This window comes from Clostridium celatum (assembly GCF_021412605.1).
Lineage (GTDB): Bacteria > Bacillota > Clostridia > Clostridiales > Clostridiaceae > Clostridium > Clostridium celatum.
Genome location: NZ_JAJKGM010000017.1, coordinates 1 through 18039, shown reverse-complemented (window position 1 = coordinate 18039; position 18039 = coordinate 1). Strand labels below are relative to the sequence as shown.

Below are 18039 nucleotides of genomic sequence, written 5' to 3'. Positions count from 1 at the left end.
TGTTCGTTTATACCAAAAGGGGTATCTCTTAATTGAGATACCCAATATTATTTATTATATAAATTTAAACTCTAATACTTTGAATTACTAATTGTACTGTCTTATTGCCTCTAAATTCATTAATATCTGGATAATAAATAATATCGATACTTACACTATTATTCTCTCCATTTATCATTTTATTATATTCAACTTCCCCATACTTCTCTTTAATTAATTGTAAATTTTTTTCTATATCTCCAAAATATATACCATCTATTTTTAAATACCCATCAGTTAAATTAAATTTTAATACATTTTTATCTTTTCCTAATATCATTGCTTTCAAAACTTTCAATCCTTTTACACCAAAGTTTGGTTTAGGATTAGCTTTTCCATATGGTTCTAACAATGATATCTCATCAATTAAATTATAGTTAATGTTATTTATAGCTAAAGGCATATCAATTGATATTTTAGGTATTACATCCTCATCTGTTAATACCGTTTCTTTATTTAATCTTTCTCTAAACAAATCTATATTTTCTATAGGTATAGACATACCTGCAGCCATTGGATGCCCCCCAAACTTTCCAAGCAAATCTTTACACTTTAAAAGCTCTTCAAACATATTATATTCTTCTATAGATCTTCCTGATCCTTTTGCTCCATCATGAGCTTTTGTTAAAATTATTGTTGGAAGATTATACTTTTCTCTTACTCTTCCAGCTATTATTCCAGCTATACTTTCATGAACATCTTCCAAATATACAACTAAAACTTTATCTTTAGCCATGTTATTATTTTCTATAATTTCTATAGCTTGCTCTAATCCTATTCTTGTTAATTCTTGTCTTTCCTTATTTAACTCATTAAGCTTTTGTGCTAATTCTTTAGCTTCTGCTTCATCCTGAGTTATTAACATCTTCAATGCCCATTCAGCTTGTTCAAGTCTTCCAGATGCATTTATTGAAGGCCCAATAACAAATCCTAATGAATATGCTGTTACTTCTTTTCCCTCTAATCCTGTTTCTTTAAATAACGCTTTTAAACCAATATTGCTTGTATTATTAATTCTCTTTAATCCTTCTTTAACAATTATTCTATTTTCCGAAACTAAATCTACAACATCACATACAGTGGCAATTGCAACATATTGTATTAAATCATATAGTTCTTCTTTATTAATATTAAATTCTTCATAAAGACACTCAATAAATTTATATGCAACACCTGCTCCACATATTTTGTCAAATTCATATTTGCATTCTTCTTGCTTAGGATTTATTACATAATTAGCATTAGGTACTATATAAGTTCTAATTCCCTCTTCTTCAATAAAAGGAACATCATGATGATCTGTTATTATAACCTTTATCCCCAATTCCCTAGCTAATTTTACTTGTTCTATAGCCGCAATTCCATTATCACAAGTAATTATAATATCAACCTTATCTTCACTAGCTTTTCTTATTATACTTTCATTTATTCCATATCCTTCTTTAATTCTGTCTGGAATATGAAAGTTAACATTTCCCCCACACCTTTTAATTGCTGTATAAAGTATATAGGTACTAATAACTCCATCGACATCATAATCACCAACAATTAATATTTTTTCATTGTTTTTTATGCTGTTTTTCATTAATTGAACAGCTCCATCCATTCCATACATCCCTTTCGGGCTATAAAAATCTCTTATAGATGATGTTAAAAACTCTTTTGCTGATTTTATATTATATATTTCCCTATTAACTAAAAGCTTAGCTACAGTCTGGCTAATTCCCAATTGCTTTGCAAAGCCTTCTGTATCAAACTTAACATTTCTAACCATCCATTTTTCCAAAAAATCACCCCACTAATTTAATTAATAATAATAAATGGCAAATGCCAAATTATATTTTAAGAAACTAAAAAGTAGCTTCTCTCTTAACTTGTCATTTGCCATTTTAAACTTCCTATTCGAATAACATTGCTTTTTTAATTTGCTCAACTTTTTCTGGTAAAATATTATTTAATATTTCAAAAGCAAATGGAATGGCTGAAGCTGGTCCTCTACCAGTTATAACATTTCCATCTACTACTACAAGTTCTTCTTTATAGTTACATCCTATAAGTTGATCTTCAAATCCTGGATAACATGTAGCATTTTTACCATTAACAATTCCTAACTTTCCTAAAGTAATAGGTCCTGCACAAATTGCAGCTACAATTTTACCTTCTTGATAAAACTTACCTACTACTTCATTTACTTTTTCATCATCTCTTAAATTAACAGCTCCTGGCATTCCACCTGGCAATACTACTACATCATAACTATTAATTTCTTCACTTAAAATCTTATCTGCCTTAATAGTTATTGAATGAGAACTAGTTACTTCAATTCCTTTAGTACCAAATGTACTACATTCAACTCCAGCTCTTCTCATAATATCAACTGTTGTTAAGGCTTCAATTGTTTCAAACCCCTCTGCTAATAAAACTGCAACCTTCATTTTATACACTCCCTTTTTTTATATGTTAAACTTTATTTTTAATTAAGCAAATCTTATTTCAGTAATTTCATCATCAAAGTTAACTAACATAATATTAGTTCCTCTTCCAGCTCTGTTTTGTACTCTTATATCTCTTATTAAAACTACCTTTTCTTCTCTATTTTTTGTTGATAAAACAAACCCTTCACTATTGTCTACATCAATAGCTATTTCACTACTTTCACTTGAAACTCTTTTTATGATTTTTCCTGAAATAACTTCATCATCTTCTTTTAAGCTTATTCCTGTAACTCCTGAAGCAACTCTTCCCATAGTGTTAACACTTTCGCCTTGGAATCTTATAGCCATACCTTTTTTACTTATTAATAATATTTCATTTAAATTGTCTACTTCTATGTTTACAGATATTACTTCATCATTTTCATATTTAAACTTATATGCTTGCCACATTGAATAATTTCCATCATATTCTTTAAGTGACGTCTTTTTTATCATACCCTTTTTAGTGAAGAAATACACTAAATTATTTTCATCAAAATTCTTAATAGAATATACATCTACTATTTTTTCTTTCTTAGAATATCCTTCTATTATATTTTGTAAGCTTACTTCTTCTTTCATTACATTTGTAATTAAGAATGTAGGAACCTTATATACATTTCCTCTATTAGTAAATAATAATAATGTACTTGCAGAATCAGTATTTACCTTTAATCTATCACTTGATTTTGCTCTTGAAAAACCTTTTAAAGTTCCTTTTGATGTTACTCCAACGCTAAAAGTAACAAATTCATATTCATCAATATATTTAACATTTATTACTTCATCATTTTCTATTAAGTTAAATAGTTGAGTTCCCATTATATTTCTTGGAGTATCTTCTAATATAGGTAGCTCTAAGCTAAACTTTAATCCTAGCTTAGTTTCTACTTTTAAGAAATCCTTCTTTTCTTCATCTTCTAATAATATTACATCAATTACAGCTTCATCTTCTTTTAATTTTAATGCTTGAATCTTGCTATAATTAGTTTGGAATTTATCTAAAGAGCTTTTCTTAATTATACCCTTATTAGTTATAAATTGAATACTCTTTCTTCCATCTAAAATTTGAACTGATATAGCCTCTACTATATTTTCTTCTTCTAAATTTAAAGTTTTAATTATAGAGTCTATTCTTTCCCCTTTTTCTTTCCACTTTCCTTCTGGAATATTTATACCTTTAGTTTGATACATATTTCCCTTGTCAGTGAATAAAAGAATATTTTCTGTAGTATTAGACTTAATTAAATATTTAAGCTCATCGCCTTCTCTATAATCTATATCCTCAGCCTTAGCATTAGATCTTTGATAAGTTCTAACTGGAATTCTTTTGATAAATCCATCCTTAGAAAGAGTTATCATAACCTCTTCAACTACTATAAGCTCTTCTAAATCAATTTTAGCTTCACTATCATCTTCAACTATCATAGTTCTTCTTGGATTTCTATACTTATCAGTTATTTCTTTTAATTCATTTTTTACTACCTTTAAAAGTTCACTTTCATGGGATAATATTTTCTTTAATCTCTTTATAGTCTTTTCAAGTTCTGCATACTCTTTTTGGAATACCTTAATTTCAAGGCCTGTTAATCTATACAGCATAAGTTCTAATATTGCTTCTGCTTGAATTTCAGTAAATCCAAACTTTTCAATTAAGTTTAATCCTGCATCTTTTTTAGATTTTGACTCTCTAATAGTTTTAATAACTTCATCTAAAACATCTATTGCTTTTATAAACCCTTCAACTATATGGAATCTCTTCTCTGCAATTGCAAGCTCTTTAATACTTCTTCTTGTAACTATATCTTTTTGATGATTAACATAATGAGTAATTATAGTCTTAAGTCCCATAGTTTGTGGCTTACCATTCGCAAGTGCCACCATATTAAATCCTATGTTACATTGTAAGTCTGTTTTCTTGAAAAGATATTTTAAAATTTTATCTGCAGTATCTCTATCAGCTGCTTTTTTAAGCTCAACAACTGCTCTAATACCAGTTCTATCTGATTCATCTCTAATATCTGTAATTGCTTCTAATGCCTTTTGATGTCTTTTGTCACCAGTCATCTCAGATATAGTTTGAAGAATTTTAGATTTATTTCTTCTATACGGGAATTCTGTAATTACAATTCCCCATCTTCCATTCTCAAGCTTTTCTATATTAGTTTTTGCTCTTAATGTAACTTTACCCTCTCCAGTTTCATAAGCTGATAATAAAGAGTTTTTTCCTATTAAAACTCCACCTGTAGGTAAGTCTGGAGCCTTGATATATTCCATTAATTCTTTAGTTGTTATTTCTGGATTATCTATATATGCAAGTACACCATCAGTAACTTCTCCTAAATTATGTGGCGGAATATTAGTAGCAAGTCCAACAGCAATTCCGAATGTTCCATTAACTAAAAGATTTGGATATCTTGCCGGTAGTACTTTTGGCTCCATTTCACTATCAGAGTAGTTTGGAACCATTTCTACTGTTTCTTTATCTATATCTCTAAGCATTTCCATAGCAATTTTAGAAAGTCTTGCTTCGGTATAACGCATTGCTGCTGCTCCATCACCATCCATAGAACCAAAATTTCCATGTCCATCAAAAAGTGGTTCTCTGGTTGAGAAATCTTGAGCCATAAGTACCATTGCATCATAAACCGATGAATCTCCATGTGGATGGAACTTACCTAGTACATCCCCAACTATTCTTGCTGATTTATAATATGGTCTATCTGGAAAAGCTTTTAATAGATATGCACCATAAAGTATTCTTCTATGAACAGGCTTTAAACCATCTCTTACATCAGGAAGAGCTCTATCCTTTGCAACTTCTACTGCATATGGAAGATAGTTGTCTGGCATAGCCTCTTCAAGAGGTATTCTTAAAATATTATTGTCTCTTGGAATGTCATGTCCCTTCTTAGCCATAATTTAGCTCCTTTCCTAATTAAAACTCTGCATATTTGTACATATAATTTTTTCTTGGTTCAACTACATCACCCATTAAAAGTGATACCATCTTTTCAGCTTTAGCTGCATCTTCTATAGTAACTTGGAAAAGAGTTCTTGTTTCTGGATTTAAAGTTGTATCCCAAAGTTGGTCTGGATTCATTTCACCAAGACCCTTGTATCTTTGAATTAAAGCACCCTTACCTATTTCTTTCTTAACATTTTCTAATTCTTCATCACTATATGCATATTTTGATACTTCTTTACCCTTAACTACTTTATAAACTTTATATAAAGGTGGTTGTGCTAAATAAAGATGCCCATTTGCAATTAATGGTCTCATATATCTATAAATATACGTCATCCATAAAGTTCTAATGTGGTATCCATCAACATCAGCATCACTCATAATAATTATTTTGTTATATTTTAAATCTTCTTCTTTGTAATTATCTAAAGTTCCTGTACCTATTGCTGTATTAAATATTTTTAATTCTTCAGATGCTAGTACATTTTCAAGTTTTTGCTTTTCTGTATTCATTATCTTACCCTTTGAAGGCATTATCGTTTGGAATCTTCTATCTCTAGCTTGCTTCGCAGAACCTCCAGCAGAATCTCCCTCAACTACGATAAATTCATTGACAGTATTGTCTTTTAATGTACATACTGCAACCTTACCAGCAAGTGGTGCAGTTCCTTTACCTATTTTTTTCTTTTCAGCTTCATTTATCTTTTTAATTTTTTCTCTTCTTTGAGCTGCTGCTAGTGCATTATTTATAAGGCTTGTTGCAACTTCTTTATTATCTTCTATCCATTCACAAAGCTTTGTATATGCTAAGTCATTCATAATAGTGTATGCTTCTGAACTACCTAACTTAGTTTTAGTTTGACCTTCAAATACAGCATTAGTAATTTTAATTCTAACTATTGCTGTCATACCTTCTCTTAAGTCATCACCTTCAAACTCTTTATCTTTTTCTTTAACAAGGCCTAGTTTTTTTGCCCATTCTTTAAATGCTCTTGTCATACCAGTTTTAAATCCTGATTCATGAGTTCCGGCTTCTGTAGTTGGAATATTATTAACATAACTTGCAATATATTCAGTAGTTGAATCTGTAAATTGCATACAAACTTCACCATACATTGAAATATTATTTATTGATCTTTCCCCTTCAAATAAAATAGGACTTTGATGAATAGTAGTTTTACTTTCATTTAAATAATCTATAAAGTCAAGTAAACCTCTTTCTGAATAATATTCTTTACGTACTTCTTCATCTTTTCTTCTATCTATAAGTTCAAGACGTATTCCTTTATTTTGGAATGCAAGCTCTTGTAATCTCTCATCTATTATGTCAAATTTAAAATCAGTTGTTGAAAAAATTTCTCCATCTGGTTTAAATGTAACTTTAGTTCCTGTATCCTTACAATCACCTATAACTTCTAATGCCGTAACTGCCGTTCCTGGCATATCCTTTTTAAGTTCTTTGTCAAAAGCAAACTCGAATCTTTGCTTGTAAATTTTCCCATTTTGATGAACTTCAACTTCTAACCACTTAGAAAGAGCATTAACTACAGCTGCACCAACTCCGTGAAGTCCACCTGATGTCTTATAATTTTTATTATCAAATTTACCACCTGTATGTAATTCAGTAAATACCATTTCCACCCCGGACTTCTTTTTCACCGGATGTATCCCTGTAGGTATTCCTCTTCCATTATCAATTACAGTAACACTTTTATCTTTATTTATAATTATAGTTGCTTTATCCCCAAATCCATTAGATATCTCATCTATAGAATTATCCAATATTTCCCATATACAGTGATGTAAGCCTTTTGTTCCTGTAGACCCAATATACATTCCCGGTCTAACTCTAACTGGCTCAAGCTTCTCTAACGATGTCAAATCCGTTACATCATATCTATTATTAATTTCTTTGTTCATATAAACCTCCAAAATTATAACCTATTCACATTTAAGTAATAATTTAGATATATTATATATTCTTATAATATCAAAATCAAACTAATGTTCTAAATTTATTAACTTTTTAATTCTATCATAAAATTTTGTTTATTTACAATTTTGTTTTACACTAATATTTAAATCTCTTATTTTTTATGACATTTATTCTATAATCTATTCTTTATTAAGAAGTCATCATTTCAAAACAATTTGTTTCATAGCTATTTATATTGTATTAAAACTATACTTTATTTTAATCCTATTAATATCTTATCCCTATTATTTAAATTTACAAAGTATTTTGCTTGAACAATTTCATTTTATTTCAATATTTCCGATATATTAGCTAATTAATATGTGCTGAATATTCCTTAATTAACAAAATAAAAAATCAAATTATTTTGTATCTCTATAAACTACAAAACAATTTGATTTTTATAATAAAAATCTTATTTTTAATACCTTTATATAATGGCAACTAGTTATTAAATTTAATTTATAACTATATTGTCTGTTTATGAATTATAAATTATTAAACAATTCCTTGTGCCATCATTGCTTGTGCAACTTTATTAAATCCTGCAATATTTGCTCCCATTAATATATTTCCTTCATGTCCATATTCTTTTGCTGCAGCTGCTGAATTATTATAAATATTAATCATAATATTTTTTAGTTTAGCATCTACTTCTTCAAAAGTCCAAGACATTCTCATACTATTTTGAGACATTTCTAATGCTGAACAAGCAACTCCACCAGCATTTGCAGCTTTAGCTGGTCCAAATAATACTCCATTACTTTGAAATACTTCAATTGCTTCTAAAGTACTTGGCATATTAGCACCTTCAGCAACTACTTTAGTTCCATTTTGAACTAAAATCTTAGCTGAATTTTCATCTATTTCACCTTGAGTTGCACATGGAAGAGCAACATCACACTTAATATTCCATATTCCCCTGCATCCATCAAAATATTTAGCAGTCGGTACGTAATCTAAGTACTCCTTTATTCTTCCTCTTTTTACTTCTTTAATTTCTTTTACTGCCTCAAGATTAATTCCATTCTCATCATAAATATATCCATTTGAATCACTTAAAGCAACTACCTTTGCTCCTAATTCTACTGCTTTTTGAGTTGCATATATAGCAACATTTCCTGAACCAGATATTACTACAGTTTTTTCTTCTAAAGTTAAGTTATTAGCCTTCATCATTTCTTCTGTGAAATAAACTAACCCATACCCAGTAGCTTCTGTTCTAGTTAAGCTACCACCATAAGTTAATCCCTTTCCTGTTAAAACACCTTGGTCATTTGCATTCCTAATTTTTTTATAATATCCATACATATAACCAATTTCTTTACCACCAACACCAATATCTCCTGCTGGTATATCTGTATCTAAACCTATATGTTTACATAATTCAGCCATAAAACTTTGACAGAATCTCATTATTTCTCTATTTGATTTTCCTTTAGGATCAAAATCTGATCCACCCTTACCTCCTCCAATTGGAAGACCAGTTAAAGAATTTTTAAAAATTTGTTCAAATCCTAAAAATTTCACAATACTTGCATTAACTGTTGGATGGAATCTAAGCCCCCCCTTATAAGGCCCTATAGCACTATTAAATTGAATTCTATAACCTCTATTTACTTGAACTCTTCCTTTATCATCAACCCATGGAACCCTAAACATTATTTGTCTTTCTGGTTCAACTATTCTTTCTAGAATTCCTTCTTCAATATATTCTGGATGCTTATCAAAGACTGGTATTAAAGAAAGTGCTACTTCCTTTACTGCATCTAAAAACTCTATTTCATTTGTGTTTCTTTTTTCAACTTGCTCTAATACGCTTAAAACATATTCTTTTCCTGTCATATTTCTGCCCCCTTTATTTTCAAAAAACTTTGATTATATTACCAATTATTATATTACCCTATTTATAAATTCTTTTCCATATAAAGATATAATTTATTTTTAAGTTACGTTATAATTTAATACAATCTATAAATAATGGAAATGTTTCAAAACTATAATTCACTAATTGTTCTTGAGATTTCCCAAGCAAAAAATCACATAGCAAAATTAAAGTAAAATCAATTAAATGACCACTTAATTATTACCATGTGATTTTATCATATCTGCTTGTATAAATTAATTTTCTTAAAGTATACACTATATTTTTAAACTTAGATATATTAAAGACATCCTATTTTATTTCATATTACTTTTATTTTTGTATTAATTCATTTATTAAAAGACATACATTTTTTGTTGAATCATTCTTATCAAAAGATTTACAAGCTTCTTTCATATTTTCAAGTTTATTTTTATCATCTAATAATTCTATAATTGCTTTTCTACAGCTATCTCCATCTTTAATTTTAACAGCCATATTATGTTTTAATAAAAATTCTGCATTTTCCTCTTCTTGACCTGGAATTGCATCAAATATTGCCATTGGTATATTACAAGCTAATGCTTCTGTTACAGTTAATCCACCTGGTTTAGTTATTATTATATCTGAAGCTTGCATAAATTTATTAATTTCATTAGTAAAATATATAAGTTTTGTTTTTTTAGGACTATCGCATACTATTTCTTCGAAATGATCATATAACTTTTGATTTTTTCCTGTAATTAATATTATTTGAAATTCTTTATCTATATCTATAATATTCTTATAAACATCAAAAACATTGTTCACACCAAAACTACCAGCCATCATTAAAATAGTTGGTAAGTTTTTATCTAAATTTATTTCTTCAAGAACTGATTGCTTTTCCTTTTCTTCAAAAAATACCTCATCTACTGGAATACCATATGGATATATAATATCCTTTTTAACACCTTGAGTAACCATTTTTCCAACCATATCATCATTAGCAACTATATAAGCATCAACTTTATCATTTATCCAAGTTTTATGTGGAGCATAATCTGTCATTATACAAATAAGAGGAATACTAATTTTCTCTTTTTCTTTTAATCTTGATACCATTTCTGTTGGAAATGGATGTGTAGTAATGATTACATCTGGTTTAAATTCGTCAATTAGTGGTAATAATTTTTTTGAAAAAATATTATTTAACCTAGTTACAAAATTAGTTAATTTATGTTCCTTATTTGTTAAGTCATATATTTTCCCATATAATCTCGGTGTTTTTGTAGCTAAATAAACATAACCATTTGTAATTGTTTTGTTTAATATAGGATTTATATATAATAAGCTATCTACTATTTTTACGTTTATTTCTTTATCTTGTTGTTTCATATACCCTTCAATTGCCCTAGACGCCCTCATATGTCCGCCACCAGTAGAAGCTGACAAAATAAGTATGTTCATTAATAAAACCCCCTGCCTTTTTTCCTACAAATTATTTTCACTAATTATCAAATTTTTTATTAAGTTTAACGCACTATAAAATAAACAGTACTAAATCCACAAGTTAATCCAAGTATTCCACCAAATAAAACATCTGATGGATAATGAACCTTTAAATATAATCTTGAAAATGCTATTAAAGTTGCTATAGGACTTATTATCAATCCTATTTTACTATTCATTTGCATAAATACAGCTAATGCTGCAAAAGATGATGCCGTATGCCCTGATGGAAAAGAATATGTTATTGGCTTTGTTATCAAAAGTTCCTGATCTGTATAAAAAAAAGGTCTTTTCCTCTTAACTATGTTTTTAATAATACCCTCGCCAATTATTGTAGTTATAATTAATGAGACTATAACCTCAACTCCCATTATTCTATAATCAATTTTACAAATAAGCAATATAGAAATTATAATCCATATCACTCCTAAATTACCCAACGATGTTATAATAGGCATAATTTTATCAAACATTTTATTTTTTAAGTGATTTTCTATATAATTTAATAATTTTATATCAATATGTTTTAAATATCCTATCATCCATTCCTCCTATAGGTTAGCTATTTAAATATTACCCCTTATAACCTTTATTATATTACATTATACATATAAATAATTAATTTTTTATTAATTTAAAACTAAAACATTTCTTAAGATTTTCTTATTATAAAAAAAAAGCAAAAATAATTATAAAATTTATTTTTGCCTTTTTCTTCTTATTTAATTCTTCATATCATCTACTATTTTTTCGATAAATTTAATTTTTTTGCCTTTTATATATAGATATAAAGGTATATTGGCGATAATCCCCATCAAACTTCCACATATAATATCCCACATTGTATCATCTAAGCTATTATTTTGTGAAGTAAAGCCAAACAATTTATCTGTACTAAACTCCCATATTTCCCATACTGCTGCACTAGCAATTGCAAATATAATAGAAAATACTATAGGCATATATTTTCTATAATTATTTTTATCTGTACCATTGACCATATGTAAAAATAATATATATCCGATAAGCCCTATAATTAATCCTGATAATAAATGCAATATTTTATCATAAAATGGTATTATCAAATAAAAATCTAATATACTACCTAAATACATTGCTGCTACTACAAATGAATAGATTAAATAAAAACTTATTCTTGATTTTCTCAAAAATGTCTTCTTGTATACAAAATACACAACCCATAAAGTAACAGCCATTAATATTATTCTAAAAGCTTTCTCCCCATTTGAAAATACATAATTGCATATTAAAGAGATAAGTAAAATACCCATAGAGATTAAATTTATAAATAATGCTTTATCTTTTTTTAAATTCATAATAAGCTCCTCTTAATTATTTAATTTTTTATTTTTCACTAAAAGCGCTATTATTCCCCCTGCTACTAGTCCACCTATATGACCAGCATTGTCTATATTACTTATTGTTACCCCTATAAATATATTTATGATAACTACTTTAAATAAATTTATAACATAATTCTTTCCTATCCTATGTCTATTTTTAACTCCAAATACAAGCATTGCCCCAAAAAGACCAAATATAGCTCCTGAAGCACCAACAGAAATTGAATTTGGACTAAATATATAGCTAAAAATACTTCCACCTAATGCTGAAAATAAATATATTAATATATATTTTATCTTCCCATAAGCAAATTCAACTTCTGAACCTATTATTTTTAAAGCGTACATATTAAATGCTATATGTGCAAGTCCTCCATGTAAGAATGTACAAGTAATCAATCTCCAAACTTGTCCATGATTGATTAATTCATTAACTTTAGCTCCCATTATAACTAACGTATAAATATCGATATCATATATATTTTTAGATACAATAATTGTAATTATAAAGATCAATATATTTATAATTATTAATGAGTATGTCACTATATTATCTTTAAAAGAGTTCCTTTTTACTTCATTTTTCTTTTTAATATGCTCTGCTATATTAGCAAGTGGTTTACAGCTTTCATCACTGTAAACTACTTGCATTTTATTTGATAAATATATGGCTTTATTATATGGTCTTACTGTAAAGCCATAATAGTTTTCTTTATCTGTGCATATAAGCACATTAACTGTAGCTGTTTTCGAAAAATTTTCATTTAAATAGTTATTTGCCTCACTATATGCATAATCACAATATGTGTCATCTGATACTACAACTGCATAAATAAAAGTTTCTTTTTCTAATATAGCTACCCAACTTTTCTTTCCTAAAAAATCACTATAATAATCTTTAATATAAAACCCTAATTGGCTTGTAAGCACATTAAATATTTCTTTTTCAAAGCTTTTCATTTTTTATATTTCTTTCTCTAGCATATCTAATAACTCATTAAACCTATCAATAGTTGCTTCTAGAGGTTTAGATGTAGTCATATCTACTCCGGCTTTCTTTAAAATTTCTATTGGATAATCACTTCCACCACTCTTTAAGAATCCAACATATTTTTCTACAGCATTTGGTTCCTTTTCTAAGATACTCTTTGCAAAAGCAGATGCAGCTGCATATCCAGTTGCATATTGATATACATAGAAATCGCTATAGAAATGTGGTATTCTTGCCCATTCAACATCTATCTCTGAATCTACTACCATTTCTGGTCCAAAGTATTTAACATTTAATTCATGCCATTTAGCATTATAATCTTCTGCAGTTAATGGAATACCTTTTTCAAAGCTTTCATGAGTATAAAGTTCAAATTCTGCAAACATTAATTGCCTAAATACTGTAGTTCTTATTTGCTCTAATTCTTGGTTTATTAAATAAAGCTTCTTCTTTTTATCAGTTTCTTTATTTATTAAATGATGAATAAGTAGTGCTTCATTTGTAGTTGATGCTACTTCTGCACAGAATAAAGTATATCCAGCATAGTAATAGCTTTGTTCTTTTCTTGAATAATAAGAATGAATTGAGTGACCCATTTCATGTACTAAAGTTGATACATCATTAAGCTCATAGTTATAATTTAATAAAACGTATGGCTTAGTATCATATCCACCCCATGAATATGCTCCACCTCTCTTACCTTTATTTATATACTTATCTATCCATCCATCATTTATTCCTTCTTGGAATATATTTAAATATTCTTCACCTAACGGATTTAATCCTTCTATTGACATCTTTACTGCTTCATCAAACTCTACACGTTCCTTAGGTATTTCAATAACTGGAACATATAAATCATACATGTGCATTTCATCTAATCCCAATAATTTCTTTTTTAATGCTACATATCTATGAAGTGAATTTAAATTATCATCAATAGTTTTTACAGCATTAGTATAAACTTCTACTGGAATATCATTTGGTTTTAATGATGCTTCTAAAGCACTATTATAGTTTCTAACTTTAGCACCAAAATTAAATACTTTTATTGAACTTGAAAGTGTTGTTGCTAAAGTATTTTCAAAAGATTTGTATTCCCCAAATAATCTTTCAAAGGCAGCTTTTCTAACATTTCTGTCCTTAGATTTTATAAATGCAGAATAATTACCTTCAGTTAATTCAACTTCTTCTCCATCTTCATCTTTAATATTTCCAAATTTCATATCAGCATTTGTCATAATGTTGTGTATAGATGATGGTGCATCTAAGCAATCTGAAGCTGCTGCAAGTAATTCCTCTTCCTTTTTGCTTAATACATGTGGCTTTTCCTTTAAAATATTTTCAAGTAAGAACTTATAAGGTTTAAGTCCTTCTAATTCCTCCATTTGTTTTTCTATAGTTCCATCTGGAAGTGCTAATATTTCTGGTACAACATATGCAGTATAAGTTGCATATTCTGCCATATAAGCATCTATCTTATTCATCATTGCTTGATATTTAGTATTTGATGTATCTTCATCACTTCTTAAGTGAGCATAAACATAAATTTTTTCAGCTTTTCTAGATACTTTTTCATTAAATTCAAAGTATTTTATTAGGTCTTCACCATTACCTAACTTACCTTCAAATTCTTTAAGCTTTGGAGCCTCTTCTTTCAACTCTTTATATTCTTTTTCCCAAACTTCATCATTAGAATAAATTTCATTAACAGCCCATTTATCTAATGTATTAATTTCCTCTCTTTTCTTTAAAACCTTACTTTCCATAGTAACATATATGGTCTATCTATATAGACCTCTCCTTTCTATTTATATTCTTCTTCTTTTTCTTTAATATCATTAAAAGCTTTTTCCATAGCCTCTTCTATTAATTCAATACAAAGACTTAACTTTTCATTTATATATTCGTAATCATCTTCATATTTAAATTTAACTAAAAACGTTGGATTATATTCATCTTCTACTTCTTCAATAGAAAATCCTTCGTTTTCAAATAGTTCTAAATTAAAAACATCATATATTGCATTGTATTCCCATTCTTCCACATCTTTATTTGTATCAAATTGTATATGAACAGTATCTCCTTTAACATAAAAGTTTTTAATATATTCTGCTCCCTCTGAAACTTTATAGCTACCTATCTCTTTAGTTATAAATCCCGTTTCCTTGTCCCTCTCCATTAATATTAAGCTTGAAAAATCCATAATAATATTCTCCTTTGTTTATAAAATTTATCCATATACACCTTTTTATTGGTAAAAGATGTTTACTTCTTAATTATAAGTTTACTCTTTAAAATATACAATATACACTTTAGTTATTTACATATTATGTAAATAAAAGTTATAATATTGTTATAGTTAAAAAATGGATAATAAATTGATTAATACGGAGGTTAAAATATGCCAACTAATAAGAAAAACACTTATAGAGTTAATAAAAAAAGATTTATTCCATTTATCTTAATTTTATTTTTTTGCTTATTTTTTTTAATTATGGCAGGGAAAAATATTTATGTGGCTACCAAATGTAAAAATGCTTTATATGCTATCGATTATTATATAACTAATTGCAAAGATACATCACTACGTCTTGTTAAAGTTGAAAGTTTATCAGTTGTAGAAAGTACTGATGGTGAACTTATAATTGATGCCTATGGTATTAGTTATTCAAAACCATATTTAAAAATTAATGTACTTGGAACATTTAAAAAGGATTCTAATGGAAGATGGGAAATGACTGATATTAATCTTAAAGCTGATGATGAAGAAATCACTAATATAAATTAAAAAGCTACTCTGAAACTAGCAAAAGCTATTTCATAGTAGCATTTTTTATTTTATTGTTCTATTTAGTATAGACTTCAAGAAAAGGGTCAAATCCAACTTTTTTTAATTCATCAACTCTTACTTGTGCATTAACCTTATTTCCAAAACTACCACAAACAACTCTATAATAAGTTTTAGAATTTATAATTTTAGTTGTAATAAAAGAATCAAACCCTGCCTTTTTAACTTCTACAAGCCTATTTTCAGCATTTACTTCCTCTATAAAGCTTCCAACAATAACTCTATAATATTGATTTATTATTGGCGCGGTATTAATAGAAGTTCCTGATATACTTGCTATATATTTAGCTACCAAAAGACCTATACCATCAATGTTAGAATTTATTTTACTTTCATCAGAACTATCTATAAATCCAACCTCTAAAATTGCTAAAGAAATTCCCCTCGACCAAGCATCTCTTATTTCTTTATAATAATCTGTATATACTAACAGTTGACCATTCGTTCTTTTATATGAATTACCAGTATTATAATCTCTAGATTTTACGCCTCTATTTGGTATACCTAATAATTGTGATATGTCATTTATAATTGTAAAATCATCAGTTAGAACCTTCTCATTACAAGGAACCCAAATTTCTGTACCTGTACCACCACCTGCATTTATATGAACTGTCATACCCGCCTTTACACTATAAGTATTTCCTGCTAAATCTAAGTCATTAAAATTACTTTCATCATAATGAATAACTAAATTTGTTCTTTCTAAATACTTTTTAGCAGCTGTAGTTATTGCTTTTGCTAAATCATACTCTCTTAATCCTCCACTAATTGCTCCTGGATCAAAAGCTCCTGTAACTTCACTAGTTCCATGACCTGTAAATAGAAATGTATCATAGGTTGTCATAAAATCCCCTCCTAATATATTATATTATGTTAAAGTTCCATACTAGTTACTTAATGTTTTTAAATACTGTATAAACCTTTTATCACCTATAATATATGTATCTTTCTAATTCTTTAAGGATTTTACGCTTTTATTATTTTATCTAATGATTTAACTAAAACTGTTATTAGTTTAAGTTAGAATCAAATTCTCTACTCAAATTCCACGTATGATAATTATTGCCTTCTTTTGAGTGATTTTCTTCAAAATCTTCAATTTCCACCTTGAAACTCTCACTATTATCTAACTCTATATTAACAGTATCATCTTCATTAAAAATAATATCTGTTACTTCGCCAATAGCTATGCTTTCACTTCCATAATAAAAAGTTACACCTAATTCTAATAACGTATCATAAATTTCTCTTAATTTTTCACTTTTTTCTTTAGTCATATTATTCTCCTTATACTATTAGCTTAAAAAATATTATATTGAAAGCCGTTCCTTTTCCAATATCATTCCTTACATTGTAAAACTTCTTTGTCTTTAGTAATAACTATTCTTATACATCTATTTACTTATATTTTACTGATTTATAAATATAAAATCCAATACTAAAAAATAAAATTAACATGGATATAGGTAAAAATGCTATTGATAATTCCTTACCACTATTATTCATTGAAGCTCCTATATTCATTTGAATATAAAAAAATATACTTACTATCTCAATATTCATAACTCTAATGAAGGTTGTTGCCATTGAATATTGCCTTTCCTTATTTCTTGGAGTTATTTCAATAGCATAATTATAAATTTCAGGATATTTAGCTAATATCGCCAAACCTATATACATTATCACTGTTATAGGTAATGATATAAATAATGTATTTTTAGAACCATATCCATCTACTTCACCATTAAAATCAAAATGAGTTGGTACAATATCTGGAGCTTTTCCCCAATATATAAATGTCATAATTATTAATGCAGCAATTATTAATATTCCGATAACATCTAAAATTTTATTAACTTTTGCATATATTCCTGTACTTTTCCATCTGTCCATAACCTTTCACCTCATAATCCTTATATTTATATTATATTAGTTGTTCATAAATCGAGTAGGAGGAAAATAATTATTTTATTTTCCGTCCTCTCACACCACCGTGCGTACCGGTCTGGTACACGGCGG

The 18039-nt window shown here is 27.8% G+C and carries 15 protein-coding genes; 1 reads left to right on the top strand and 14 read right to left on the bottom strand.

Features of this window, described 5'->3' with window-relative positions:
* Window positions 1-64: 64 nt before the first annotated feature.
* From recJ to LPC13_RS08690, 11 genes are all read right to left on the bottom strand, one after another.
* Window positions 65-1813, bottom strand: coding sequence for a single-stranded-DNA-specific exonuclease RecJ (gene recJ, locus LPC13_RS08740; protein WP_195245463.1), 1749 nt, complete (start codon window positions 1811-1813; stop codon window positions 65-67).
* Window positions 1814-1937: 124 nt separating this feature from the next.
* Entirely contained in the window at window positions 1938-2474 is a 537-nt protein-coding gene (locus tag LPC13_RS08735; protein WP_005210101.1) for a DJ-1 family glyoxalase III, read from the bottom strand.
* Between the two features lie 42 nt (window positions 2475-2516).
* Window positions 2517-5432 carry a DNA topoisomerase IV subunit A gene (locus LPC13_RS08730; protein ID WP_234088753.1) on the bottom strand — a complete coding sequence of 972 codons (2916 nt, stop codon included), beginning with the start codon at window positions 5430-5432 and terminating at the stop codon, window positions 2517-2519.
* A gap of 19 nt (window positions 5433-5451) precedes the next feature.
* The gene (locus tag LPC13_RS08725; protein WP_005210093.1) at window positions 5452-7401 is read right to left on the bottom strand and encodes a DNA gyrase/topoisomerase IV subunit B; all 1950 of its coding nucleotides are present in this window, start codon (window positions 7399-7401) and stop codon (window positions 5452-5454) included.
* 553 nt (window positions 7402-7954) lie between these two features.
* A complete protein-coding gene (gene gdhA / locus LPC13_RS08720; protein WP_005210092.1) occupies window positions 7955-9301 on the bottom strand; it encodes an NADP-specific glutamate dehydrogenase in 1347 nt (448 codons plus the stop codon).
* A gap of 352 nt (window positions 9302-9653) precedes the next feature.
* A complete protein-coding gene (locus LPC13_RS08715; protein ID WP_005210090.1) occupies window positions 9654-10769 on the bottom strand; it encodes an MGDG synthase family glycosyltransferase in 1116 nt (371 codons plus the stop codon).
* A gap of 65 nt (window positions 10770-10834) precedes the next feature.
* A complete protein-coding gene (locus tag LPC13_RS08710) occupies window positions 10835-11353 on the bottom strand; it encodes a phosphatase PAP2 family protein (protein ID WP_005210089.1) in 519 nt (172 codons plus the stop codon).
* A 180-nt stretch (window positions 11354-11533) separates the two neighbouring features.
* Entirely contained in the window at window positions 11534-12148 is a 615-nt protein-coding gene (locus LPC13_RS08705) for a hypothetical protein (RefSeq protein WP_005210087.1), read from the bottom strand.
* Between the two features lie 12 nt (window positions 12149-12160).
* Window positions 12161-13135 carry a rhomboid family intramembrane serine protease gene (locus LPC13_RS08700; RefSeq protein WP_005210085.1) on the bottom strand — a complete coding sequence of 325 codons (975 nt, stop codon included), beginning with the start codon at window positions 13133-13135 and terminating at the stop codon, window positions 12161-12163.
* A 3-nt stretch (window positions 13136-13138) separates the two neighbouring features.
* Window positions 13139-14935, bottom strand: a complete 1797-nt coding sequence (gene pepF, locus LPC13_RS08695; RefSeq protein WP_005210083.1) for an oligoendopeptidase F — start codon at window positions 14933-14935, stop codon at window positions 13139-13141.
* 38 nt (window positions 14936-14973) lie between these two features.
* The gene (locus LPC13_RS08690; protein WP_040418433.1) at window positions 14974-15372 is read right to left on the bottom strand and encodes a DUF6762 family protein; all 399 of its coding nucleotides are present in this window, start codon (window positions 15370-15372) and stop codon (window positions 14974-14976) included.
* Window positions 15373-15570: 198 nt separating this feature from the next.
* On the opposite strand from LPC13_RS08690, the gene LPC13_RS08685 reads away from it, so the two are divergent.
* Window positions 15571-15957, top strand: a complete 387-nt coding sequence (locus tag LPC13_RS08685; RefSeq protein WP_005210077.1) for a hypothetical protein — start codon at window positions 15571-15573, stop codon at window positions 15955-15957.
* A 58-nt stretch (window positions 15958-16015) separates the two neighbouring features.
* Here LPC13_RS08685 and LPC13_RS08680 read toward each other — a convergent pair whose 3' ends face one another.
* The 3 genes from LPC13_RS08680 to LPC13_RS08670 all read right to left on the bottom strand — a co-directional run bounded on the left by LPC13_RS08680 (window position 16016) and on the right by LPC13_RS08670 (window position 17913).
* On the bottom strand, window positions 16016-16864 hold the full coding sequence (locus LPC13_RS08680; protein WP_005210075.1) for an N-acetylmuramoyl-L-alanine amidase: 849 nt from the start codon (window positions 16862-16864) through the stop codon (window positions 16016-16018).
* Window positions 16865-17030: 166 nt separating this feature from the next.
* Complete coding sequence (locus LPC13_RS08675) at window positions 17031-17297, bottom strand: hypothetical protein (protein ID WP_005210072.1); 267 nt, start codon at window positions 17295-17297, stop codon at window positions 17031-17033.
* A 121-nt stretch (window positions 17298-17418) separates the two neighbouring features.
* Complete coding sequence (locus tag LPC13_RS08670; protein WP_005210070.1) at window positions 17419-17913, bottom strand: DUF1648 domain-containing protein; 495 nt, start codon at window positions 17911-17913, stop codon at window positions 17419-17421.
* Window positions 17914-18039 lie beyond the last annotated feature (126 nt).

Coding starts and splice junctions, on each gene's coding strand:
- LPC13_RS08680 (WP_005210075.1), bottom strand. CDS start 16,864: ATGACAACCTATGATACATTTCTATTTACAGGTCATGGAACTAGTGAA.
- LPC13_RS08685 (WP_005210077.1), top strand. CDS start 15,571: ATGCCAACTAATAAGAAAAACACTTATAGAGTTAATAAAAAAAGATTT.
- LPC13_RS08705 (WP_005210087.1), bottom strand. CDS start 12,148: ATGAATTTAAAAAAAGATAAAGCATTATTTATAAATTTAATCTCTATG.
- gdhA (WP_005210092.1), bottom strand. CDS start 9,301: ATGACAGGAAAAGAATATGTTTTAAGCGTATTAGAGCAAGTTGAAAAA.
- LPC13_RS08690 (WP_040418433.1), bottom strand. CDS start 15,372: ATGGATTTTTCAAGCTTAATATTAATGGAGAGGGACAAGGAAACGGGA.
- recJ (WP_195245463.1), bottom strand. CDS start 1,813: ATGGTTAGAAATGTTAAGTTTGATACAGAAGGCTTTGCAAAGCAATTG.
- LPC13_RS08715 (WP_005210090.1), bottom strand. CDS start 10,769: ATGAACATACTTATTTTGTCAGCTTCTACTGGTGGCGGACATATGAGG.
- LPC13_RS08700 (WP_005210085.1), bottom strand. CDS start 13,135: ATGAAAAGCTTTGAAAAAGAAATATTTAATGTGCTTACAAGCCAATTA.
- pepF (WP_005210083.1), bottom strand. CDS start 14,935: ATGGAAAGTAAGGTTTTAAAGAAAAGAGAGGAAATTAATACATTAGAT.
- LPC13_RS08730 (WP_234088753.1), bottom strand. CDS start 5,432: ATGGCTAAGAAGGGACATGACATTCCAAGAGACAATAATATTTTAAGA.
- LPC13_RS08735 (WP_005210101.1), bottom strand. CDS start 2,474: ATGAAGGTTGCAGTTTTATTAGCAGAGGGGTTTGAAACAATTGAAGCC.
- LPC13_RS08670 (WP_005210070.1), bottom strand. CDS start 17,913: ATGGACAGATGGAAAAGTACAGGAATATATGCAAAAGTTAATAAAATT.
- LPC13_RS08725 (WP_005210093.1), bottom strand. CDS start 7,401: ATGAACAAAGAAATTAATAATAGATATGATGTAACGGATTTGACATCG.
- LPC13_RS08710 (WP_005210089.1), bottom strand. CDS start 11,353: ATGATAGGATATTTAAAACATATTGATATAAAATTATTAAATTATATA.
- LPC13_RS08675 (WP_005210072.1), bottom strand. CDS start 17,297: ATGACTAAAGAAAAAAGTGAAAAATTAAGAGAAATTTATGATACGTTA.